Origin of the sequence: Desulfosarcina widdelii (genome assembly GCF_009688965.1) — a bacterium.
Taxonomy (GTDB): domain Bacteria; phylum Desulfobacterota; class Desulfobacteria; order Desulfobacterales; family Desulfosarcinaceae; genus Desulfosarcina; species Desulfosarcina widdelii.
In genome coordinates this window covers 2,354,768-2,378,383 of record NZ_AP021875.1, presented here as the reverse complement: position 1 = coordinate 2,378,383, position 23,616 = coordinate 2,354,768, and the positions used below count along the sequence as shown (strand labels likewise).

Sequence of the window (23,616 nt, the reverse complement as noted above, 5' to 3'; positions counted from 1 at the left end):
AGATGACATGACAACCGTAAATCACGCATCGACCCACGACGTGGAAGAACGCCTGCAATTCGAGATGCTTCTGACGGAAATGTATGCCGAATTTATCAACCTTCCCGTTGACTGGGCCGATGCGGCCATCGAAAAGGCCCAGCGTCGCATCTGTCTCCCATTCACGATCTTTCCGGCGGGGGGGTTCTTCCCGGACACGCTTTTCGACGCTCAAAAGACCTTTCCCTGGATCCTGTCGCAGGTTTTAGACGGCAACCATGCCGTTATCGAACGTGTCGACGATTTGCCGCCGGAGGTGGATCGTAAAACCTTGCGATGCTGGGGGATCAAGCCCTTCCTTGTAATGCCGATCATGATCCAATTTACACTGGATTGAGCACTGCTCCGGATGAATCATGCAGCTTCGCCTTTATGACTGGGAAGGTCTATGAGTGTCAGGATCGCCTCTTTTTTGACTTCAATCGTACCGTCTTGATGGATATATTTGTCTCCCTTTTGCCTGAAGGGTAGGCGGGAAGTCACCCAAAAAGTTGGTTGACCGGCGAGGTCAACCCCAATAACCTGCATGTTGACTGCAATTTTAGTTGAAGAGGAGCCGCTCATGCAACAACAAGTGAATCCGGCTGTGTATCTCCAATGGTGTGTTTTCCTGTTGATTGGGGCTGTCTGTGCATCTCTATCGTTCGCCGATGACTTCCGGCCGCTGAAAGGCCAGTGGCAGCGTACGGACGGCGGTTACGTGATCGACATCCGCAGCGTGGCACCGGATGGCCGCATGGATGCGGCCTACTACAATCCCCGTACCGTCAACGTCCACCGTGCTCAGGCCTCGACGGTAAAGGGCTATCTCAAAACAGAAATAGAGCTGCGTGACAGCGGATATCCCGGTTCGACCTACACCTTGTTGTACCAACCGGATAAAGACGCCCTCATGGGAATCTATTACCAGGCGGCCTACGGACAAACATATGAGGTCGTCTTCATCCGCAAATAGGAAATGTCCAGGGTCTGTTTCCAGAGCATCAAAAGGATGACCACAAAACAAGAAGAAAGATCAGTCTTCATGAAACTTCTCTTTACCCATTGTTTCGGAAACAAGGGAATCCGCCGGCCATAACAAGATGTAATTACATAAAGTTCTTGTATATACGAATTCCATTGGACAGGATGTTTATGGGTTTTTTGCCGAAATATGGGCATGCTGTCGATTTCCGGGCACCTTGCTGGTATGCCGTCCATGTGGTAAATATCTTCCATAAATCCACGCATCAGGGATCAAAAGCGCCTTGGCCGCCTGCGAAAGGGAAAGATTGCTGACCGCAGCCAGCAGGAGCACCACTTTTACCATCGAACTGCCCTATCGCCCCATGGAGGTTTTCGGTGAAGCGGAACAAAAATACTGATTCCACCAAAATATTGATTGTTGACGACAACCCGGACATCCATCGCGATTGTGTCAACATCCCGGAGACATGGGTGGAATCCGGCGTCGTGGACCTGCTGGAATCCCGCAGACAGTTCGAAGCGCTGGTGACCGAAGTTTTCGCCGATTTCGTCAACCTTCCCATGGACCAAATCGATGCGGCGATTGTCGATGCCCAAGGCCGGATCTGTGATCACCTCGGCATCGATCGGTCGGTGCTCTGGCAGTTGACTGAAGCAACCTCCGGTCAGTTGCGGATTTCGCACGTATACGACGTCTCCGGGGGGTATCTTCCGGATGACGATTTTGATGCACGCGAGGTTTTCCCATGGGTGTTGGGTCAGATTCTGGAACGGAAAACAGTCGTAATCGAAAGTCTTGCAGGCATGCCTCCGGAAGCGCAGCGTGATCGCGAATCCCTCATGAACTGGGGGGTCAAGTCTTCCTATGTAATTCCCTTATCGGCCGGTCAGAAAGTTCTCGGTGCCTTGTCATTCGGCAGGCTCATTCAAGAGACGACATGGTCGGATATTGTCGTCCGACGCCTCCATCTGGTGGCTCAGGTCTTCACCAGCGCCCTCAACCGTAAGCACGCCGAGGAACAGGTGGCGTCCCTCCGGAGATTCGAGCGTTTGATAACCGACATCTCTACAATCTTCGTCAATCTGCCGGTTGACCAGATCGCCCCCCAGATCGAAGACGCCCACCGACGCATTTGCGAATGTTTAGATGTGGACCTGTCCGGCCTTTGGCAACCGTCAGACGGGGAACCGGACTTTTTCACCGTGACCCATCTATACGGGCCGCCGGAAACCCCGTTGATAGGCAAGGGCATCGATGCCCGGGAAGCCTTTCCCTGGGTGCTGGAGAGGGTCCTGCGCGGCGAATTGGTAATGCTGCCCACAGAAGACATGCCCCCGGAAGCCGCACGCGATGCCGAGTCACGTCGTCAACTCGGAGCCAGGTCATCATTGGCGATCCCGCTTTCCGCCGGCGGCGGTCCGACCATCGGCGTGCTGGATTTTCACTGTATGCATCGGGAGTGCTCCTGGCCGGAACCGATTGTGGCCAGACTTCAGCTGATTGCCCAAATTTTCGCCAATGCACTAGCCCGCAAGCAGGCTGGAGAGCAGCTGGCGTCCTTTCGGCGTTTCGAGGACTTGGTGGCCGACATTTCGGCCCAATTCGTCAACTTGCGGGCCGATCAGATCGACGCCGAAATCGAAGACGCCCAAAGACGCATCTGCGAATGCCTGGATGTAGACTTGTCTTCATTGTGGCAGTGGTTGGACGAAAAACAGGAATCGTTAGTTTTAACCCACCTGCATAGCCCACCCCCGCCTTACGGTCCAGTTCCTCCAGACCGTCTCAATGCACATGAAGCATTTCCATGGAGATTCGCGCAGCTTTCCAGAGGAAGCCTGGTTGCCATTAACATCAGTGATCTGCCGCCAGAGGCCAAATACGACATCGCGTCCTATCGCACATATGGAATCAAATCATCCGTAGGTGTCCCACTTACAGCTGGCGGCGGCCCGCTAATTGGCATTTTAAGTTTCGAGGACTTGAAAACGGAACGATCCTGGCCGGATCCGATTCTCAAGAAATTTCGCCTGATCTCCGAGATTTTCGCCAATGCCCTGGCCCGCAGGCAGTCCGAGACGAGGGTGGCGCATATACGGCGATTCGAATCCTTGATCGCCAAGATTTCAACCCAATTCGTGAATTTGCCTGCCGACCGGATCGACGACCAGATTGAGGATGCCCAGCGGCAGATCTGCGACTGCCTGGGGGTGGATCTGTCCTCTTTGTGGCAGTGGTCTGAGGATTCGCCCCATTTTATGACCATCACCCACCTGTACAGCCCACCCGAGGGCCCGGCGCATCCGGTTGGCATCGACGCCCGGAAGGCCTTTCCCTGGGCATTCGAAAGGCTGCTGCGTGGCGAGGAGTTGGTTGTATTTACCGAAAGCATGCCCCCCGAGGCGGCCCGCGACGTGGAATCGCGGCGCCATTACGGTGTCCAGTCGTCGGTGAATATTCCCCTGTCGGCCGGGGGAGGCCCGCTTATCGGGATCCTGACATTCGACACCTTGAAGGCGGAGCGAACCTGGCAGCAACCGGTTTTGGAGAATCTCCGGCTGGTCGCCCAGATTTTTGCCAATGCCCTGACCCGCAAGCGCAGCGACCTGCAGTTGCGTGAAAGTCAAATGCGGCTGAGCGCGGCCACCGAATCGGCCGGGGTTGGGTTGTGGGTCATGGAGGCGGATACCGGGTACGTCTGGGGGACCCCCCAGCTCAGGGCCTTGTTCCAGTTCGACGAGGACGAATCGCTGGATTATGCCCGTTTCAACAGCAGAATCGACCCGGACGACCGCGAACGGGTCGAGAACGGCGTGCAAGCCGCCATGGATTCCGGCAAGCCGCTCGACATCGACTTTCGGGTCGTGCTTCCCGATGGCGGGATCCGCTGGATCCAGGCCAGCGGAAGGCGGATGCCCGGCAGCCATGGCCAGGGGGTTCGGATGATGGGTGCTTCCAGGGACGTCAGCCATCGGAAAGAGGCAGAAAAGCGGATTCTTGACCAGCTGGAAAAGATCAACCAACTCAAACGCCGGCTGGAAAAAGAAAATATTCAACTGCGCAAAGAGATCGAACTGCAGCACGTGCATGAAGAGATCGTCAGCCGCAGCCCCGTCATGAAACAGGTGCTGTCCCAGGCGGAGCAGGTGGCCCGGACCGAGGCCACGGTGCTGATCGAAGGGGAGACCGGCACCGGCAAGGAGTTGCTGGCCCGGGCCGTGCACGGACTGAGCGACCGTCGGGACCGCCCCCTGGTGACGGTCAACTGCGCCTCCCTGCCGGCCACGCTGGTCGAAAGCGAACTGTTCGGCCGTGAAAAAGGGGCCTACACCGGCGCCTTGACCCGCATGACCGGGCGCTTCGAGATGGCCGACGGGGCCACCGTCTTTCTGGACGAAGTCGGCGAACTGCCCCTGGACGTGCAGGCCAAATTGCTGCGGGTGCTCGAGCAGGGCAGATTCGAACGCCTGGGTTCCTCCCGGTCGATCCAGGTCGATGTCCGTGTGATCGCAGCCACCAACAAGGACCTGGCCCGGCAGGTAGATGCTGGAAAATTCAGGAAGGACCTCTACTACCGGTTGAACGTGTTTCCCATCCACCTGCCGCCCCTCAGGGAGCGTCGGGAAGATATTCCCCCGTTGGTGTGGTTTTTTATCCGAAAGTACGAAAACAAGATGGGCCGGCGCATCGACGAGATGCCGCGCCGGTGCATGGACGAACTGCAGCGCTACGCCTGGCCGGGAAATATCCGGGAATTGCGCAATGTGATCGAGCGGGCCCTGATCGTGTGCAGCGGCAGAACGCTGGAGGTGCATCCGCCCAATGGGACCAATGGTGCGGCGGTGCCTGAAACCCTTAACCTCGAAGAATTGGAACGCCGGCACATTGTAGACGTTTTGAAGCAAACCCGCTGGCGCCTGTCGGGGCCGGGGGGTGCCGCCGGATTGCTGGGTCTCAAACGCACCACCCTGCAATCGAAGATGAAGAAGCTGGGCATCCGCAAGTCATCGGCATAGCGCCTGTATATCGGCAGTCAAGCCGAAATACAGGCAGCCCCCCTTTTTTTAAACCTCTTGTCATCTGTCGGATCTTTTAAATTTAACATAATTTCAATTTTTTATACAGTTCAAAGTCCCTTCCTCAATTCCTGGCACACAATTCGCTGAAACATCGACTGAATTCATGTCTGTGTACTGCGGACCATTGAATCGTGAGCCCGATGGTACCACGTGGATCTTGAAGGGGTTTCAGCTTGGGTTGGAACCCAAGCACACCTGCGACGAGCCCGTTTCCCAAGGGGGGCATGTTCCAGTCAACATGAGGATCCCTGTCGCCATTTTCGGTGTGAGGCGCGAATGCCGGCAAGTATCCCTTTAGCCCCCGTTCAATGTTTTGACCGGATTCGCGAATGGAAGAAACAACCATGGGTTTGAAAGGTGGAGCAATCCATGAAGTACTTCCTTATTGTACTCTTATCCTTGAATTTTTGGGTTGGCTGCACACATGTAGGCCCCCAAACCGTGCCCCGCGACCGATTCGAGTACAACACCGCCATTGCTGATTCATGGAAAGAACAGACCCTGCTCAACATCGTCAAGCTTCGATATGCAGACATGCCGCTCTTCGTAGAGGTTGCCTCCATTGTCAGCGGATACACGCTCGAAGGCTCGGTCAATCTCGGCGGTAGCCTCTCATCGGACTCGGCCACTCAGGGCGATCTGCTTAGCTTGGGCACGTCTGGAAAATACACCGACCGTCCGACCATCACCTATGCCCCCATCACGGGCGCCAAGTTCAATCACAATTTCATGATTCCCATCCCGCCGAAATCACTGTTGTTTTTGCTCCAGGCAGGATGGCCGGCGGATATCATCTTCCCCATCGTGGTGGAATCCGTAAACGGCTTTCGCAGCCGACAGGCCGCCGGGACGGATCAACGTTTGGGCGACCCGGAATTTTACCGATTGGTAAAATTGTTGCGCAAGACGCAGAAATCCGGTGCAGTTGGCATGCGCATCCTCAAAGGCACGGCAGCAAAGGAAACCACCGTTCTGTTTTTCCATCGACAAATTGAATCGCAGGAGATCGTGGACGCCCGTATAGAGATCCATCAATTACTGGGTTTGGATCCCAGCAGGCAGGAGTTCAAGGTGACCTATGGGCTCTTGTCCCAGGATGACGGTGAAATCGCCATCCTGACCCGATCGATTCTCCAGATCATGGTCGATCTGGCCGCCCAGATCGATGTGCCTGCCGAGCACGTGGCCGATGGACTGACGCCTTCCGCATTGCCGCCGCCGGTGGATGAAGCGGCGCACTATAAGCAACTCATCCAGGTACAAACCGGGCCGGATAAGCCGGTGAGCGCGTATACGGCGGTTTACTACGAAGGCCACTGGTTCTGGATTGACAAAAGGGATTTCCGATCCAAACGGACCTTCGCTTTTTTAATGATGTTGTTTTCGCTCACAGAGACAGGAGGCAAAGAGGGATTGCCGTTGGTGACGATCCCGGCAGGATGAAAAGTATATGATATCTATGGAAAATCTAACCGAATGCGAATCAGCACAATCCATTCAATCAGCTCAAAAAGGAGGATAGAACGGATGAAACCCTACCCGAATGGTTATTTCTCACAAAAAGTGATTGTCTGCCGGACCATGGCCGTGATGTTGGCCGCTGCATTGATCTTCTCCGCCTGTACGACGCCGCCGCCGCCCCCATCACCCAAAGGGGGTAGTTCGGCTGCCTTCGAAACCGGCGTGCCGGGCGGGGTTATGGTCAACACGGTGGAGATCAGCGCACGCGTTACCGATATCGACTACACCCGTCGCACGGTGGTGCTGTTGGGACCCGACGGGGAGAAAAAGCATATTGCGGTCGGACCCCAGGCGGTCAACTTCGACCAGATCCGCGTGGGCGACCTGGTCAAAGCCCACGTGACCGAAGAACTGGTCGTCGGCCTCATCGAAGAGAGTACCGTGGTGCCTGAAGGCAAGGCATTGACGTCGCTCGGCTATATGGACACGGAAGAGGTCGAACCCATGCCGGACGGCGCGGCAGGGGTCGTGGCACTGGCTGCCAGGGGGGCTCAGCCGGGCGGCTTGGTGGCCGGAACCGTACGCATGATTGCAACGGTCGTGGCCATTGACCCGGTCATGCGTACCGCTAAACTGAAATTCAAGGACGGCCGCACCCGAACGTTTCCCGTGCGCGACGACATCGATTTGAGCCGGCATCAGGTAGGCGAACGGGTCCTGTTCCAGATCACCGAAATGATCGCCATTTCCGTTGAAAAACAATGACGCTCGTTGATGCGGTGCTGCCGAGTGATACAAACACGGGAGGAGGCTGCCGATGGGCTGGCGGGAGAAGCTAAAAGACGAAATCAAAGCGATGGGGATCGCTGCATCCTATTTCGCGGCCTGGATCGCCGCCATGCTGCTGATCAAAACACTGATCCTGGCCGAGTACCGGATTGCCGCATCGAACTGGTCGATGATTGTCGTCGGTGCGCTGGTCCTCTCCAAAGTGGTGCTGATTCTCGAACACGTATCGCTGGGCGCCTGGGTGCGAGCCCGGCCGGCCTGGGTGGACGTGCTGTTGCGTACCGTTATCTATTCTCTGGGCGTTACCGTCGTACTGCTCCTTGAGAAAGGATTCGAGGCGCGCCACGAGTACGGCGGCTTCGGCCCTGCCCTGAGGAACCTCTTTCGCCGGGCGGACATGTATCATGTGTGGGTCACCATCATCTGCCTGTCCGGTGCCTTGCTGGGATACAACCTGTTGTCGGTGGTGGGGCGACATCTGGGTGCCGGTGGCCTTGTCAGGATATTTCGCATGCCGTTGCCGGTGGAACCGGAATCCCCCAATCGGTGAAACCAAATTTTCAGAAAGAGCCCATTGGCAAGACGCATTATTCCTACAGGCCAAGGAGGCGTGCACATGGACCACCCGAACCAGCAGAAACAATCTTTCGCCGTGCACTCCACCATTCGCATGCTGATCCCAATCAACAAACAGAGCGAGGCGCTCGATATTCTCGGGGCCGTCAGTGCCCAGGTCCAGTTCGAACCCAACTGCATTTTCTCGAGACTTTACAGGGGCGTAGACGACGTCCGCGCCATCATGATCGAGGAACGCTGGACCAGCGATGAGTTTGTGCTGCAGCATCTTAAGTCGGATGCCTACCGGCGCATTCTCATGGTGATCGAAATGGCCGAAGAGCCTCCGGAAATCCGATTCGATATCATCCGCGAATCGACCGGGGTTGAGACCATCGAAAACGCACGCCAATCGGTTGCCTGAAAACAGGATGTCGTCATTGAAAGCAATTAACCCGATACAGTGAGGAGGAGTGCGAAATGGGTGTAACCGCCTTTCAGAGGGTGAGAACCGTGGTGATTGCTGTCACATGGGCATGCCTTCTGGCGGCATCGGCACCGGGAACAATCGCGGCGGATGACTCGGGCGGATGGCACTTTACCTTGCAGCCCTACCTGTGGGCGCCAACCATCGAGATGGACCTGAAGCTGGCGGCCCCTAACGGTAGTACCGGAGAACCGGAAATCGAAATCGAACCCGACGACTACCTGGAGAACCTGGATCTCGCACTGATCGTGACCGCCATGGCCCGCAAAGGCAAGTGGTCGTTCACGACGGATTTTATCTTCATGGAAGTTTCTTCCGAGGAGAACCAACTCAAAAGCATCGATTTTGGCGTCCCCGAAGCCAGCACCAGCGTGGGTGCCGACGTGGACGTGGATGTAACCAGCTTCATCACCACCTTCGGCGCCGGCTACCAGGCCATCGACGGTCCTCGCCTGAAGATGGATCTGGTGGCCGGCCTGCGCTACCTGTGGATGGAGCAGGATGTGGATTGGGACCTGGAAGCGGATATCGACGGCCCCGGCACCGGACAGTTCTTTACCCGGTCCGGCAGCGTTACGGAAGACGGCGATGCCTGGAACGGGGTCGGCGGCGTCCGGGGAGAAATTTTCCTCGGCAGCGGCAACTGGTTCATCCCCTTCTACGCAGACATTGGCACGGGCGATTCGGACCTGACCTGGTCGCTCTTCGGCGGCATCGGGTATTCCTTCATGGATTGGTTCGACGTCATGATCGGATACCGCCATATGGAGTGGGACAATGATGACGAAGTCATTCAAAAGGTGCGCCTAAGCGGACCGCTCATGGGCGCCCGGTTCAATTTCTAAAACATACGATTGTAAACCATTCATTTCAAAGGAGGGCAACTCGATGAAAACTGTCCATGCTGCTATAGGTTGTATCATTGTTCTATTGCTGGCCACACCAGCAATCGCAGCATCCCACCAGGGGGCCATTGACCGCACGGTGCTGCCGATCGCGGATCCTGTCTATCCCGAAAGCACGGTGCTCGATGTTCGCAAGGCCACGCCGCCACCGCGGTTCCAGGTCAAGGCGCCGGACGGAGCGCCCAACGTGCTGGTCGTCCTGGTGGACGATCTGGGCTTCGCCGGCACCAGTACCTTCGGCGGGCCGGTGACCACCCCCACCTTCGACCGCCTGGCCGGTGAAGGGCTTTTCTACAACAATTTCCACACCACGGCGGTCTGTTCGCCGACCCGGGCGGCCCTCAAAAGCGGCCGCAACCACCACGCCAACAACATGGGGGGCATCATCGAGACCGGCACGGCTTTTCCCGGCAATACCGGCAGCATCCCCAACACCGTCGCCCCGGTGGCCGAGATGCTGCGCCTCAACGGATACAGTACCGGCGCCTTCGGCAAGTGGCACGAGACCGCTGCCTGGGAGGCCAGCGTCTCCGGTCCCCTGGACCGCTGGCCCACCCGCCAGGGATTCGACAAGTTCTACGGCTTTCTCGGCGGCGAAACCAACCAGTGGGCTCCATACATCTATGACGGCACCCATCCGGTGGAACTGCCCGAGAATCCGGATTACCACTTTTTGAACGACATGACCGACCAGACCGTGGCCTGGATCCGCTACCAGAAGGCCTTAACGCCGGATAAACCGTTCTTCGTCTACTATGCGCCGGGCGCCACCCACGCCCCCCACCACGTGCCCAAACAGTGGATCGCCCGCTGGAAGGGCAGGTTCGACCAGGGCTGGGATGTGCTGCGGGAACAGATCCTGGCCCGCCAGATCCAACGAGGCATCGTGCCCAAAGGGACGCAGCTGGCGCCTAAGCCAAAAGCCATTCCCGAATGGGGCGCGTTGAGTGCGGACGAGAAAAAACTGTTCGCCCACCAGGTGGAGGTGTTTGCGGCCTATGTCGAGATGACCGACCATGAGATCGGCCGCGTGGTCCAGGCCATCGAAGATGTCGGCCAATTGGACAACACCCTGATTTTCCTGGTCTACGGCGACAACGGCACCAGCGCCGAGGGCGGTCGCAACGGCATGTTCAGCGAAATGACCTACTTCAACGGGGTGCAGGAGAAGGTGGCCGACATGCTCAAGGTCATGGACAAGTGGGGCGGACCCGAGACCTACCCTCACATGGCCGCCGGTTGGGCCGTGGCTTTCGACACGCCCTACACCTGGACCAAGCAGGTGGCCTCGGATCACGGCGGCACCAAGGTAGGTATGGCCGTACACTGGCCCAAAGGTATCCAAACCAGGGGTGAGCTTCGCACCCAGTTCAGCCACGTGATCGACGTGGCCCCGACCATCCTCGAGGCGGCCGGCCTGCCCGAACCCACGATGGTCAACGGTGTGGCCCAGCGACCCATGGACGGCACCAGCCTGGTCTACAGCTTCGACGACGCCAAGGCCAAGGACCGGCACACCACCCAGTACTTCGAGATGTTCGGCAACCGGGCCATTTACCACGAAGGCTGGTTCGCCCGCACCATCCACAGGGCACCTTGGGAAATGAAGCCCCGTCGCGGACTCGCCGAGGACATCTGGGAACTGTACGACACGCGCCGCGATTTCAGCCTGGTGAAGGACCTGTCCAAAGCGTATCCGGACCTGTTGGCCAAGCTGCAGGATCTGTTCATGGAAGAGGCCGAGAAGAACTACGTGCTGCCCATCGACGACCGTGTCGTTGAGCGGGTCAATGCAGCCCTGGCCGGGCGCCCCGACCTAATGGCCGGCCGCACGTCGTTGACCCTGGCCGAGGGCATGACCGGCATGACCGAGAACGTCTTTCTCAACATCAAGAACAAGTCCAAAACCATTACCGCCGAAGTGGAGGTGCCCGACAGCGGAGCCCACGGGGCCGTCATCGTCCAGGGCGGACGGTTCGGCGGTTGGGCGCTGTATGTCAACGACGGCGTGCCGGCCTACGATTACAACTTCCTCGGCCTGCAGCGTTTCACCGTGGCGGCCGAAGAGAAGCTGACGCCCGGCAAGCATAAGATCAAGTTCGACTTCGCTTATGACGGCGGCGGCCTGGCTAAGGGCGGCACGGGAACGCTCTATGTGGATGGGAAAAAGGTCGGCGAAGGCCGCATTCCCCGCACCCAGCCGATGATATTCTCGGCGGACGAAACCGCCGATGTGGGCATCGATCTGGCAACGCCGGTGGTGGAAACCATCGGCTCCGAGAGGGTTTCCAGGTTTACCGGACATATTCCCAAGGTCACCGTCGAGGTACATTGAGTGCATGCCATTGGGGTGCCCGCCAGTGGGCACCCCGTTGGCAACTGAAGGGGAGCACGCGATGGAAGCGGGTCTGCGGTTCCGTTCTGCGCTGGTGGGGCTGATTAAGGCGGGTCCGCGCAACCGCTTTCATGTTCGACCAGATGCGGCAGCGGTGCATGCAAACATGGCCGGGACCGGCAAATTATTGATCTTGCTGCCGACCGTTATGGCAACGCAAATCCATCACACCTTCTGGAGTGGATCGACCATGCCAACCTTGCAGGGTATATTGGGCCGGATGCAAAGCCTCGGAGAGGTGATGAGCCAGCATGGCACCCACATGGCGCTCTCTTTGGCTGTTTTGATTGCCGGGCTGTATGTCATTCGTTGGATCGACCAGCTTCTGCGCCGCATGCTGCCAAAAACGGCCTTCAGCGCCATGCTATGCAGTGCCGTGCATCTTCTGCTGGTCATGATTGTGATAACCGCCGCGGCAGTTGAGTACGGTGCCAAACCGGCCAACGTTTTTCGTTTTTTGAGCATCATTGCCTTGGCAGGCATCGGTTTGATGGTTTTTCTGCGGCCGTATTTACCATCCATGCCCTTTAAAGTGGGTAATACCATCAAGACCGGTGACCTGTTGGGGAAAGTGGAAGCCATTACCTTCCTGAACACACGCCTGAGAACCTTCGACGGAAAAACCTTTTTCGTGCCCAATCGAAAGATTCTGGACGACATCGTCATCAACTACCATTTCACCGAGACGCGCCGTGTAAAAATCGATGTCGGCCTCTGCTACGATCAGGATATCATTCGGGCCAAACAGGTGCTGGAGTCGGTGATGATCGAAGATCCAAGGGTCAAGACGAAGCCGGGGCCGGTCGTATACGCCCTCGATCTGGCCCAAAACTGCGTGAAGTTTGGAGCGCGCTGCTGGGTGGACAATAAGGACTACTGGGTCACCCGCTGCGATCTGATCGAGAAGACCAAGATCCGGTTCGATCGGGAAGGCCTGCAATTCGCTTTTCCCCAGTTGGAACTGCATTTGAATCCGGAAAGATCCAAGATCACGATATGTTCGGAGAATATCCGGGATGGGAATCAGACGGTTCTGTGATTTTACGATTAACAATTAGATTCAAAGGAGGAAAAAAATGAAATTTTCTTTCTTGAACAAGGTGCCGATGGCCATGCTCGCTATCGCATTGTTATCCCCCTATGGAACCGTGGCGGCTGAAACGTCATGGGAGAACCGACCCTGGGAGAAATTCGGCATTCAAGCGGGGTATTTTCTGGCCGCCGTGGATAGCGGGGTCCGGCTTGGAACGGGTCTCGGCGTCGACATCGATGTAGAGGACCTGCTTAAACTGGATTCATCCAATTCCGTCTTTCGCGTTGGCGCCCTGTGGCGGTTTACCGACAACCGGCGCCACCGCCTCGATCTCAGCTGGTTTTCCCTCAACAGGGATGGCTCCCGCCGTATTGGTCAGGAATTTACCTTCGAGGACGTAAACGGCGATCCGGTTACCGTCGATGCCGGTACCGAAGTCAGTGCTTTTTTCGATCTGGATATTTACCAGTTTGCCTACAGCTATTCCTTCCTTCAGGACGATCGAATCGATTTGGCGGGTTCACTGGGACTTTATCTCATGCCCATCGATGTAGGGTTTACGGTAAGCGGTCTTGTCGAAGAACGAGGGAATGCCGATTTTACCGCCCCTCTGCCAGTCCTCGGATTACGCATGGATGTGGTTTTGGCGCCCCGCTGGTTTTTCCGTTCCGGCGTCCAGGCGTTTTACCTGGAATACGAGAATTTCGTCGGGCATGTCCTTCAGGCCAATGCCGCCGTGGAATACGCACCGTGGAAGCACGTGGGGATCGGTCTGGGATTTGACACCTTGAGTGTCAGCGTCGAAGCCGAAGACGAGGATTGGCCGGGTGTCGACTTTAACGGTAAAATTAATTTTGATTACATGGGGTTACAGCTTTACTTACGATGCTTTTTTTAGCGTTCCCCTTCTCCAGCGAAAACAATCCGGCCCGGGAGAGCCTTTCCGGAATGCCTTCCGCATGGTGGCATCGCCGGAAAAACGAAATGCGTCCACGATAACCCAAATACAGACAAAGGAGGAACCGATATGAAGCCATATCGATGGAGTGGGCTACTTGTTGTTTTGGCGGTTGTGCTATGGGGTGTCAATTTTGTCCATGCTGACGAGTTCACTGACACGATCGCCGTTTTTAAGAAATCGGATGCAGTCAGGCCCTTTTTCGACAACGCTTACGGTTATGCCGTATTTCCCACCATCGGCAAGGGCGGCATCGGTATCGGTGGGGCATACGGCACCGGGAAAGTGTTTGTGCAGGAGGCGCCCACCGGCACCGTCAAAATGTTCAAGGGCACCATCGGCTTCCAATTTGGAGGGCAGGCTTTCAGCCAGGTGATCTTCTTCGAGGATCAACGCGCCTACAATGAGTTCACCAGCGGTGAATTCGAATTTGACGCCGGCGTGTCCGCAGTTGCTATTACCGCCGGCGTTCAGGCCAAAGCGGGCACCGAGGGGGCCACGGCCAGTGCAACCGCCGGTCCAGCCACCGGCAACCAGGCCAAAACCAGCTACTACAAGGGTATGGTTGTATTCGTTCATGCCAAAGGGGGGCTGATGTACGAAGCGTCCGTCGGCGGCCAGAAATTCAGTTTCAAACCCATAGAATGACCCCGTGCAGGAGGTGCAGCAATGAACGTCAAAACTACTCGTTTTTATTTTGTCTGTATGCTGGCAATCCTGCTCGCTTCAGCATTGTGGGCAACGGTAACCCCTGCAGCGGAGTCAGCGGGCCTGGACGAAGCGACGATTAAAGCGTATCTGGAAAAAAAGGTGATCGCAGATCCCGGATCGTGCCTGGTGGAAAACACAAAGCTGAACATCATCGGCATTGCCGATCTCGTTCCTGAGCATCAGGCAGAAGCCTACTATATGTTCGAATACACACTTCGGTGCAATCGCGGAAGTGAGACCAAAAAGGGTCAGGGGATTTTAAACGCGGTTCGCCTGAGAAACGGCAGCTGGATTGATCGGGAGACAATGGGCATTATTTCCAAATGAGGCAATGGATGGCATGGGTGTCGTTAGCTACTGAAAAAAATAGAGGTCATCGAGACAAAGAGGTTCTTGCCATGCGTCGGAAAAACACCAACCATCGATGGCACCGCCAGACGGTGGTGTATCGGCTTCTGGTGATTGGCCTGCTTTTACTGCTTCGAACAGTGGCCTTGGCAGCGGACGCTGCGCCATCGGGTGCGGAGAAGACCCTCCCGGTATCGTCGCAGACCGAATCGCAAGGTTCGAAGGCGCCAGACGCCGGCGACAAATCCCGTTCGTCCGGCAAATGGCTGCCGCTGCCGATCTTCCTGACAGAACCGGCCTTTGGATACGGCCTCGGGATGGCGCTTTGCTACATCCATCCCCACAAAGAGGGCGTCGAAACAGAAGCGATGCCATCGATGCATACGCCGCAATCGGTTGCCTCCGGCAGGCAGGGTCAGAAAGCCCCGCCGGACATCACCGGTGTGGCGGGTGGCTACACGGATAATGACACCTGGTTTGGCGCCGTGGGGCACTCGTCATCCTGGCGCCAAGACACGATTCGCTATGCGGGTGCAGCGACCTATGCCGATGTGAAATCCACGTACTACATCCTTGACCGGCCGCTGGATTTCGACCTGAAAGGCTTTGGCATTTTGCAGGACCTCAAATTCCGGTTTGGAGACACCCGTTTTTTTCTGGGCGGCAAACTTCTTTACCTGGAAACCGAATCGACGTTCGATTTCACCCCTGACGTGGATACCGGAATTGCCATCGGGGACATCTCTTCGGAAAACGTCGGCATCGCTGCAGCGCTCAGTTTTGACGGACGGGACAATGTCTTCACGCCCAACCGCGGACAATTGTTTGACTTGACAGCCTGGCGGTACGATGAAGCATTTGGCGGCGACTACAACTACTGGAGTGGTAATCTCAAGATCCTATCCTTTCATCAACTGTTACCGCAACTCGTGCTTGGACTGCGTTTGGAAGGCTCGGCGGTGGATGGCCGACCCCCGTTTTATGCCTATCCGTGGGTGACCATGCGGGGTATCCCGGCGCTGCGCTACCAGGGAAAACGGGTGGGCATGGCGGGGGTGGAACTGCGCTGGGATATCCTGGCGCGATGGGCGGTACTGGGATTTGCCGGAATCGGCAGGGTCTGCGGCGATGATGCGGCCTTCGAAACCCAGGACGACATCGTCTCCGGGGGCATCGGCGGCCGGTATCTGTTCATGCCCGATGAAGGCCTGTGGTTGGGCGTGGATGTCGCTCGCGGCCCGGAGGATACCTACACGTACATCACCGTGGGACAAGCGTGGTAATGCGTTAACGGTTGGAGCGGTCCGAGATGGCCTTTAATGGGATTTAGCTTGCCTTTATCTCCGATATTCACCGTCGGCCTAAAACGTCTTCCCGTTCCATCCGAACAGATTCCGCGCCGCATCCTTAAAATCGATAAACACCCTGTCGGGTTGAATTCCCAATTCGTCGTTGAGAAACTGACAGATTTTTCCGGAAAACTCGGCGCACCGGTCCGTCGGCAGTCCGATGCTTTTCAATTGCACGAATGCAGCCGGTTCACCATCTCCGCCAAACACCATCCGTCTGTCGGTGTCGATGGAAACCATCACGAATTTTTCCGGCTTGCCTAGCATCTGTGAAACCATTGCGGAGGCTTTTTTGAGAAGATCGCCGGTTGTCGCATCGTCTACTTGCTGGTTTGTCTCTATCTTGAAAAACGGCATGTTGGTATTCCTCTTCCTCTATGAGACATCGACGCCGACCCTTCCCAATCCCAGGATCACCCTTTCGACGATCTCATCGAATTTGATATAATGCCTGATTAACGTGCGGCCGCGTTTGGAAAAATCGGGTTTGCATTGCAACAGATTGTTGCCCGCCTGCACCCCCTCTTCGATTCTTCCCAGCAAACCCAGATTTGCGGCCCTTAGCAGCGGGTCCCAGAATAGCGTCGGTCTTCTGAAATAGAGGGTCTCTTCGTATGCCCGGTCGTATTTCTCCTGTCGGACCCAATCGACCCACAGGGCGTAGTGAGCGCTGACGTTGTAGTACGGGTTCTGTTCGATGATATCGTTGATGAGTGCCGGTCCCCTTTGCCAATCGCCGAAAAGGGTCATCAGATATCCGATATTTTCACCGAAAACCAAGGAATTCGGATTCAATCGCAGGGCGTGGTCGACCTCGGCCAGCCCGGCAGACAGTTCATTTTTAAACAACAGAATGAATGCCATGATCGTTCTGACCCTTTGGTTGGCCGGATCGAGCTTTACTGATCTTTCGGCAAAGGCTGCGGCTTCTTCTATGGGGGTTTCAAGGTCGAACAATTCAAGGCTGTAATTGAGGGAATAGAGGCGGGCGAGCATGCTCCATGCCAGTCCGCACTCCGGCTCTTTGGCGCACGCCTGCTCGAGTGCGGCAAACGTGTTCAGGAAGTTCTCCGGGGAAAAGTCGATTAAATACCGGTAAAAGCGGAGCATGGCCTGGTAGGTTGTCAGTTCCTCTGGGGGTATTTTCTTAGATTCAGGGGCCAGCGTCTTTACAACGATTCCATCTTCACAGGTGATCTTGCTGACAACCGTACTGGCAATGCGCTCCTCGAAAGAAATCAACTCGGCAGGATTGAGATCCGTTCGATGGGAATCCACCCAGATGTGCAACCCTGTCGGCCCATCGACCAGGTTGACGATCACCTTCAGGCCGGTCGCATCCGTTTTTATACTTCCGCAGAGTACGAATCGGACGCCGATATCCGAGGCGCGTCGTTGCCTGCCATCCGGTCTTTGCCGCAGCACCCGTATCTCCTGGTAGCGTGTGATTTCCAGGGCGATTTCGGTTGCGAGGCCGATCCCCAGATATTCCAGATCCCGGTTGCCGGTCAGGTTCTCGAACGACTGAACCAGGATTGTCGGCCAGCCGCTGTCATGGATGGCGGCAATCTTTCGGCTTATGGGTGGCGGTTTTTCCACGCTGAGTGGGGCGAGGGCTTGAAACGTCGGCACATAGGAACCCTTGGGGATATCGATGCGGATGGGATCGTTTTGCCCGGCCACCAGGTAATAGCGTTCGAGGGCGCGGCGAAGCTTGTTGGCCTGAATGCTCACGATGGGATCGGTGGCCTGGTCGAAGTCTTCATGCCGCCCGAACACCTCGGTGGCGACCGTGTATCCCTTGATTGCATCCGCATGCCCGGCCAGTGTTTTCTCGACGACGTATTGCAGGAATGCGCGTTGGGCATCCGTGGCCTTGAACTCGGGTGAGTCCAGAATACGATTCGTCTGCCCGGAAATGGCCGAAGGCGAGAATCCAAAGTCATCCACCGAAACCGTCGACGGGCTCACCGATCTCTCCGTTTTCATGATTCTAAGTCATTTTTTGTAAGTTTAAGTTCGGGGGAAGGTGAAAACTATGTATAGCTTATCCTATAATAGGTGTTTAAAAACGAATTTCACTATTACACAGATTTCCAGCGGGATCAACTTTCTATGCCATAACTGAACCATTGGTGTGATCTATGTCTGTAATCCATCCAGGTCTGTTTTTGATTTTAGAGCGATTCCCTTCCGAGAAGGACAATCTGCGCCGAATGTACACGCGCAGCCAGTCCTTTCAAACCCTTTGCGATGACTACCAGAAATGTACGGAAGCCTTGGCCTATTGGAGGCAATCCGGACAGGATCAGGCCCTGGAACGCTCCAGCGAATATGAGGAGCTGAAGCAAGGTCTGGAAGAGGAGATCAAAGAGCGCATTGGCGCGATGCAACCATGGCGCCGTGATGCTTAACCCACTTTATTCGAGAGGGAAAGAGAAAATCCAAAAGGAAATCGTTATGTTCAAGACGTTGAGGATGTGGATTACATTGGCGGCAGCAATGATGATTGCGACCAAAGCATTTGCCGCAGACCAGTTGACCGAAACCGTTAAAAATGGATGCTAATCGGAATTAGACGCTTGGCCGCTTTGCTTCATTTAATAATAGGCATTGACAACGTATGCAGGTTTAAAAGGATCTTGAGAGTATGAACGACCTGCCGGTAATAAACGGCTGAAATTACGACGTTCGAATGTTCCGGCTGCGAAGGGAGATCCTTGAAGGCTCTTGAAGTTTTTTGGGTTGCGAGCCCATGAAAAAGTCAAATTTGAAATTTTTTACGACAAGGAGGTCACTATGGCGCCCAGACCGGGAAAGGCACTGTTACTATTTGTCGTGAGCTTCGCCCCCTTTTTACTGGCAGCGGCAACCACCCATAGTCGGGTCAATCCAACAAGATCGCCAAAACTGATTCTTCAGATCACAGTCGATCAGTTGAGGGGCGACATGCCCACATCGGTTTACGACCGTTTGGGAGAAGGCGGCTTCAAATACCTCTACGAGAACGGCGTCGTATATGAAAACGCCCATCACCGCCATGCCAATACCGAAACTGTGGTGGGGCATGCGACGCTGGCCACCGGAGCGGATCCGGCCGACCACGGCATGATCGCCAACATCTGGTTCGACAAGGAACTCGGACGGGCGGTCTACAACATAGAAGACGACCGCTATGCACTCATCGGCGAGGGCGGCGGCGTGGACAAGGACAACGAGATGGATCCCACCCAGAAGGTGGCGGGCACCGACGGCCGATCCCCAGCAGCAATCCTGACCACCACCTTCAGTGACGAACTGGCGTTGCGCACCCACGGCAAGGCAAAGATCTTCGGCGTTTCGGTCAAGGACCGGGGGGCGGTACCCATGGCCGGCCACGCCGGCAAAGCCTTCTGGTTTTCCAAGGCCAAAGGGGAGTTCGTGACCAGCACGTACTATTACGATGCCTACCCCGGGTGGGTAAAGGCGTGGAACCGGAAAAAGCTTGCGCTGGCCTATGCCGATACGAACTGGGATCTGATTCATGACAGATCCACATACACGTATGGCAAATTCGATGACATGCCCTGGGAAACCAATCTTCCCGGTTATGGGGTTGTGTTCCCGCATCCCTTCGGCAAGGCCGACGGCAAGCTGTTTACTTCGCTGCTGACAGTCAGCCCGGCGGGGGATGAACTTACCCTGGAATTCGCGAAGGCCCTGATGGTCGGAGAAGAACTGGGCCAGGACGAGATTCCCGATTACCTCTCCATCAGTTTTTCCTCCACGGATTACATCGGGCACATCTTCGGCCCCGGCAGCCTGGAAAGCGAAGACAACCTGCTGCGCCTCGATAAAACCCTGTCCGAACTGTTGGCCTTTGTCGACCAACAGATCGGCCTCGACAACACCCTCATCGTGCTCTCCGCTGATCACGGCGCGGCCGAGGCCCCGGCCCAGCTCAACGAGTTCGGCATTAATGCTCGGATCTTCGAAGCCGACAAGCTGGACAAGGAAAAGGCCATCGAAACCATCAAAGCCAAGTATGGCATCGCCGAGGAACTGGTCTCGGGTTTTGAGCATCCGTACCTGTATCTGGATCACGATGTCCTTCGGAAACATAAGCTGGATGTGGACGAGGTGTCCCGAACCATCGCAGCGGAGCTTACAACGTTCGACGGTGTGGCTTATGCGGTGCCGAGCATCGACCTGATCGAGGGGAAGATGCCGGATACCCGCTTGTACCGGCAGATCCTTCGCAACTTCAACCCGAAACGCTCAGGCGACATCTACCTGGTTCTGGAACCCCAATGGTTCGTCGCCGAGTTCGAAGGGTTGACGGTGGCCAGCACCCATGGCTCGCCGTGGCGGTATGACACCTTTGTCCCGATCATTTTTTCCGGCAACGGCCTGACGGCCAGAACCGTTTTCAGAGAGGTGCAGACCGTTGACATTGCATTGACGCTTTCAAAGTACCTGAGGATAAAAGCGCCTTCCGGCGCTACCGGAGCGCCGCTCATCGAAGTACTAAGTCAATGACCAATTTAATAAAGGAGTGAAACGTGAAAATTTTTAGATTCATGACGCTGCTTATCATTTTGGCAGTGTTGGCATTGGCTGGCTGCACCAAGACGAAGTCCTCGAAAATGACGCCAGTCGAGTACCAACCGACCCCGGCATCCATCCTGACCCCCGACCACGTCGAGACCCGCCTGGGGTCCCTCTCGTTCTTCGACGGCTATCCGAGCCCGGAGACCGTCAACAAGGTCTACGACCATCTCGATTTCCAGCGCGGCGTGCGAGCGTTTCTCGACGGCCTGCCCATCGCCTCGCTCCACGCGATGCGCGAGGGCCTGCGTGAGATGGGCTGCGTCAACGGCAAGGTTGGTATCTTCGAAACCTTGATGGATGCGCGAACGCTGTTCCTGACGGCCAACACCGAGAGCGTCTACGCGGTGACCTGGCTCGACCTGAAGGACGGGCCGATGGTGGTGGAGAGCGCGCCGAACACCCTCGGCATCCTCGATGACTTCTGGTTCGGTCATGTGACCGATCTGGGCAACACCGGTCCGGACAAGGGACAGGGCGGAAAGTTCCTGATCCTGCCGCCGGGCTACGACGGCGACGTGCCCGAGGGCTACCACACGTTCACCTCGCGGACCTTCGGCAACTGGCTCATCTGGCGCGGCTTCCTCGTCGACGGCGATCCAGGGCCGGCGGTGGCGAACCTGAAGAAGAACACCCGCATCTATCCACTGGCGAGCCGGGAAACTCCCCCGGCGACGGAATTCGTCAACCTGTCGGGCCGCTCATTCAACACCGTCCATGCCAACGACATAACATTTTTCAAGGAAGTCCATGCCGTCCTCCAGGAAGAATCTGTCAGTGACCTCGATCCCGAATTCCTCGGCCTGCTGGCCGCCGTCGGCATTGAGAAGGGCAAACCCTTTGCGCCGGATGCCCGCATGACCGACATTCTCACGGATGCGGCCGCCGTGGGCAACGCGACGGCCCGCGCTATTGTTTTCAAAACCCGCGATCCCGAGTCCTTCTACTACAAGGACAGCGCCTGGAAGACCGGCTTCATCGGGGGCAGCCACGAGTTCGAGGTCAATGGCGTGCGCCTGCTGGATGGACGCACACTCTTCTTCTACTACGCTACCGGCATTACGCCGGCCATGGCCGCCAAGATGGTCGGCGTGGGATCGCAGTACGCAGGAGCCACGGTCGACTCGGAGGGCCGGGCTTTGGACGGCGGCTACACCTATCGGATCCGCATGCCAAAGAACGTACCTGTGAAGGATTTCTGGTCGCTGGTGCTCTACGACAACCAGACCCGGTCCATGCTGCAGACCGACCAGCCGTTCCCCAGCCTCAACAGCGAGCGCGGCGTCGTAGCGAATGCCGACGGCTCCACCGACGTCTACTTCGGACCGAGGGCCCCCGAAGGGAAGGAGAGCAACTGGATCCAGACAGTGCCGGGCAAGGGCTGGAGCGTCATCCTGCGGCTCTACGGTCCCCTCGAACCGTGGTTCGACAAGACGTGGCGACCCGGCGAGGTCGAGCGCCTCGAGGATATCCCGGCCGTGGCCGCGGCAGGTGCCAGGCCCAAAATGGCCACCGACATCCCCGTGTCGATCACCACCCCCGACCGCGTCGAGACCCGCATCGGCACCCTCGAATTCTTCGACGGCTTTCCCACGCCGGAGACCGTCGACCTGGTTTACGATAATCTCGACTTTCTCCGGGGCGTGGAGGCGTTTCTCTCCGTGTGCCCGGCCGCCTCGCTCGAAGCGATGCTCGAAGGCATTGCAAGCGTCGGCGTCGATCGCAACGGCGCCATCTCGATTACCGAGACGCTGCTGGATGCGCGGGCGCTCTACCTGACACCCAACACAGAGAGTGTTTACATCGGCGGTTTGCTCGACCTAAGTAACGGCCCGGTCGTTGTCGAGAGTCCGCCCAATACCCTGGGCATGGTCAATGACCACTTCTTCCGCTACGTCTCCGACATGGGCAACGCCGGACCGGACAAGGGGGCGGGGGGCCGTTACCTCTACCTGCCTCCCGGCTGGGAGGGCGAGGTTCCCGAGGGATACTTCACCTACCGCTCACCGACCTATAAGAACCTGATGTTCTGGCGGGGTTTTCTGGTCGATGGGGATCCTCAACCCGCCATCGACGCAGCCAAGAAGCTGATCAAGGTCTACCCCTTAGGCGAGACGGCCGACGCTGCCGAGATGAAATTCGTCAACACCTCCGGGCGATTCCACAATACGATCCATGCCAACGACATCCATTTCTATGAAGAGGCCCGGGCCGTGATCGACGAGGAGCCCGCCGCGGCCTTCAGCCCCGAGATTCTCGGCCTGCTGGCGGCGATCGGGATCGAGAAGGGCCGGCCCTTCTCGCCCGACGCGCGGATGCGGGGTATTCTCGAGGAGGCGGCGGCCGTTTCCAATGCCACGGCGCGTGCCATCTCTTTCCGTACGCGCGATCCGCGTGCTTACTACTACAAGGACTCGGCCTGGTTCAACGCCTTTGTCGGCGGCAGTCACGAGTTCCTGCGCGAGAGCGGCGCACGCGATCTCGATGCCAGGACAATGTTTCACTACGGGTACACGGCGGTGACCCCGGCCATGGTGATCAAGATCGTCGGTGTCGGCTCGCAGTACGCGGTCGCAGCCCTGGATGCCGACGGCAACTACCTTGACGGCTCGAAGAACTATTCGTTGACGCTGCCGGCCGGCATCCCGGCAAAGGACTTCTGGTCCTTCGTCAACTACGACCCGCAGACCCGCTCCCTGCTGCAGACGCCGAGTACGCAGTTCCCAAGCGTCAGCAGCCAGAGCGGTGACGTCGTGGCCAACGCCGATGGCAGCACGACGATCTGGTTCGGGCCCGAGCCGCCGGTAGGCAAGGAATCCAACTGGGTGCCGACCGTGCCCGGAAAGGGTTGGTTTACGGTCCTGCGCCTGTATGGTCCCTTAGACCCATGGTTTGATAAAACCTGGCGACCCGGAAAAATCGAATTGGTCAAATAACTGCCGCGGGTTATCCC

At 56.9% G+C, this 23,616-nt stretch carries 20 protein-coding genes; 17 read left to right on the top strand and 3 right to left on the bottom strand.

The features are described 5' to 3' along the window. Nucleotides 1-7 precede the first annotated feature (7 nt). Both GN111_RS11140 and GN111_RS33660 read left to right on the top strand, forming a co-directional pair. Entirely contained in the window at nt 8-376 is a 369-nt protein-coding gene (locus GN111_RS11140; RefSeq protein ID WP_155303825.1) for a hypothetical protein, read from the top strand. A 225-nt stretch (nt 377-601) separates the two neighbouring features. Further along, a complete protein-coding gene (locus tag GN111_RS33660; RefSeq protein WP_197740530.1) occupies nt 602-994 on the top strand; it encodes a hypothetical protein in 393 nt (130 codons plus the stop codon). A 177-nt stretch (nt 995-1,171) separates the two neighbouring features. Here the strand turns inward: GN111_RS33660 and GN111_RS11130 are convergent, their stop codons facing one another. Continuing rightward, entirely contained in the window at nt 1,172-1,348 is a 177-nt protein-coding gene (locus GN111_RS11130) for a hypothetical protein (protein ID WP_155303824.1), read from the bottom strand. Nucleotides 1,349-1,380: 32 nt separating this feature from the next. Between GN111_RS11130 and GN111_RS11125 the strand changes: the two genes are divergently transcribed. From GN111_RS11125 to GN111_RS11070, 12 genes are all read left to right on the top strand, one after another. After that, nucleotides 1,381-5,022, top strand: coding sequence for a sigma 54-interacting transcriptional regulator (locus GN111_RS11125; protein ID WP_155303823.1), 3,642 nt, complete (start codon nt 1,381-1,383; stop codon nt 5,020-5,022). A 504-nt stretch (nt 5,023-5,526) separates the two neighbouring features. Then, nucleotides 5,527-6,528, top strand: a complete 1,002-nt coding sequence (locus GN111_RS11120; RefSeq protein WP_155303822.1) for a hypothetical protein — start codon at nt 5,527-5,529, stop codon at nt 6,526-6,528. A gap of 84 nt (nt 6,529-6,612) precedes the next feature. Continuing rightward, nucleotides 6,613-7,311, top strand: coding sequence for a hypothetical protein (locus GN111_RS11115; protein WP_155303821.1), 699 nt, complete (start codon nt 6,613-6,615; stop codon nt 7,309-7,311). 52 nt (nt 7,312-7,363) lie between these two features. Beyond that, nucleotides 7,364-7,885, top strand: a complete 522-nt coding sequence (locus GN111_RS11110) for a hypothetical protein (protein ID WP_155303820.1) — start codon at nt 7,364-7,366, stop codon at nt 7,883-7,885. A gap of 66 nt (nt 7,886-7,951) precedes the next feature. After that, nucleotides 7,952-8,314 carry a putative quinol monooxygenase gene (locus GN111_RS11105; RefSeq protein ID WP_155303819.1) on the top strand — a complete coding sequence of 121 codons (363 nt, stop codon included), beginning with the start codon at nt 7,952-7,954 and terminating at the stop codon, nt 8,312-8,314. Between the two features lie 56 nt (nt 8,315-8,370). Then, the gene (locus GN111_RS11100) at nt 8,371-9,222 is read left to right on the top strand and encodes a hypothetical protein (protein ID WP_155303818.1); all 852 of its coding nucleotides are present in this window, start codon (nt 8,371-8,373) and stop codon (nt 9,220-9,222) included. A 43-nt stretch (nt 9,223-9,265) separates the two neighbouring features. Further along, nucleotides 9,266-11,617, top strand: a complete 2,352-nt coding sequence (locus tag GN111_RS11095) for an arylsulfatase (protein WP_155303817.1) — start codon at nt 9,266-9,268, stop codon at nt 11,615-11,617. Between the two features lie 61 nt (nt 11,618-11,678). Further along, a complete protein-coding gene (locus GN111_RS11090; protein ID WP_170302229.1) occupies nt 11,679-12,716 on the top strand; it encodes a mechanosensitive ion channel family protein in 1,038 nt (345 codons plus the stop codon). A 37-nt stretch (nt 12,717-12,753) separates the two neighbouring features. Then, nucleotides 12,754-13,608 carry a hypothetical protein gene (locus GN111_RS11085; protein WP_155303815.1) on the top strand — a complete coding sequence of 285 codons (855 nt, stop codon included), beginning with the start codon at nt 12,754-12,756 and terminating at the stop codon, nt 13,606-13,608. Between the two features lie 129 nt (nt 13,609-13,737). Further along, nucleotides 13,738-14,316 carry a lipid-binding SYLF domain-containing protein gene (locus GN111_RS11080; protein ID WP_155303814.1) on the top strand — a complete coding sequence of 193 codons (579 nt, stop codon included), beginning with the start codon at nt 13,738-13,740 and terminating at the stop codon, nt 14,314-14,316. Between the two features lie 21 nt (nt 14,317-14,337). Beyond that, nucleotides 14,338-14,706 (top strand): hypothetical protein, encoded by a 369-nt coding sequence (locus GN111_RS11075; protein WP_155303813.1) that lies wholly within the window; start codon nt 14,338-14,340, stop codon nt 14,704-14,706. 71 nt (nt 14,707-14,777) lie between these two features. Beyond that, nucleotides 14,778-16,010 carry a BamA/TamA family outer membrane protein gene (locus GN111_RS11070; protein WP_155303812.1) on the top strand — a complete coding sequence of 411 codons (1,233 nt, stop codon included), beginning with the start codon at nt 14,778-14,780 and terminating at the stop codon, nt 16,008-16,010. Between the two features lie 78 nt (nt 16,011-16,088). Here GN111_RS11070 and GN111_RS11065 read toward each other — a convergent pair whose 3' ends face one another. Continuing rightward, on the bottom strand, nt 16,089-16,433 hold the full coding sequence (locus tag GN111_RS11065; protein ID WP_155303811.1) for a phenylpyruvate tautomerase MIF-related protein: 345 nt from the start codon (nt 16,431-16,433) through the stop codon (nt 16,089-16,091). An 18-nt stretch (nt 16,434-16,451) separates the two neighbouring features. After that, the gene (locus GN111_RS11060) at nt 16,452-18,047 is read right to left on the bottom strand and encodes a hypothetical protein (RefSeq protein ID WP_155303810.1); all 1,596 of its coding nucleotides are present in this window, start codon (nt 18,045-18,047) and stop codon (nt 16,452-16,454) included. Between the two features lie 173 nt (nt 18,048-18,220). Between GN111_RS11060 and GN111_RS11055 the strand changes: the two genes are divergently transcribed. From GN111_RS11055 to GN111_RS33655, 3 genes are all read left to right on the top strand, one after another. Beyond that, entirely contained in the window at nt 18,221-18,490 is a 270-nt protein-coding gene (locus tag GN111_RS11055) for a hypothetical protein (protein ID WP_155303809.1), read from the top strand. 385 nt (nt 18,491-18,875) lie between these two features. Continuing rightward, nucleotides 18,876-20,594: an alkaline phosphatase family protein gene (locus GN111_RS11050; RefSeq protein WP_155303808.1), complete on the top strand. Its 1,719-nt coding sequence runs from the start codon at nt 18,876-18,878 to the stop codon at nt 20,592-20,594. A gap of 23 nt (nt 20,595-20,617) precedes the next feature. Further along, nucleotides 20,618-23,599 carry a DUF1254 domain-containing protein gene (locus tag GN111_RS33655; RefSeq protein ID WP_197740529.1) on the top strand — a complete coding sequence of 994 codons (2,982 nt, stop codon included), beginning with the start codon at nt 20,618-20,620 and terminating at the stop codon, nt 23,597-23,599. Nucleotides 23,600-23,616: the final 17 nt, after the last annotated feature.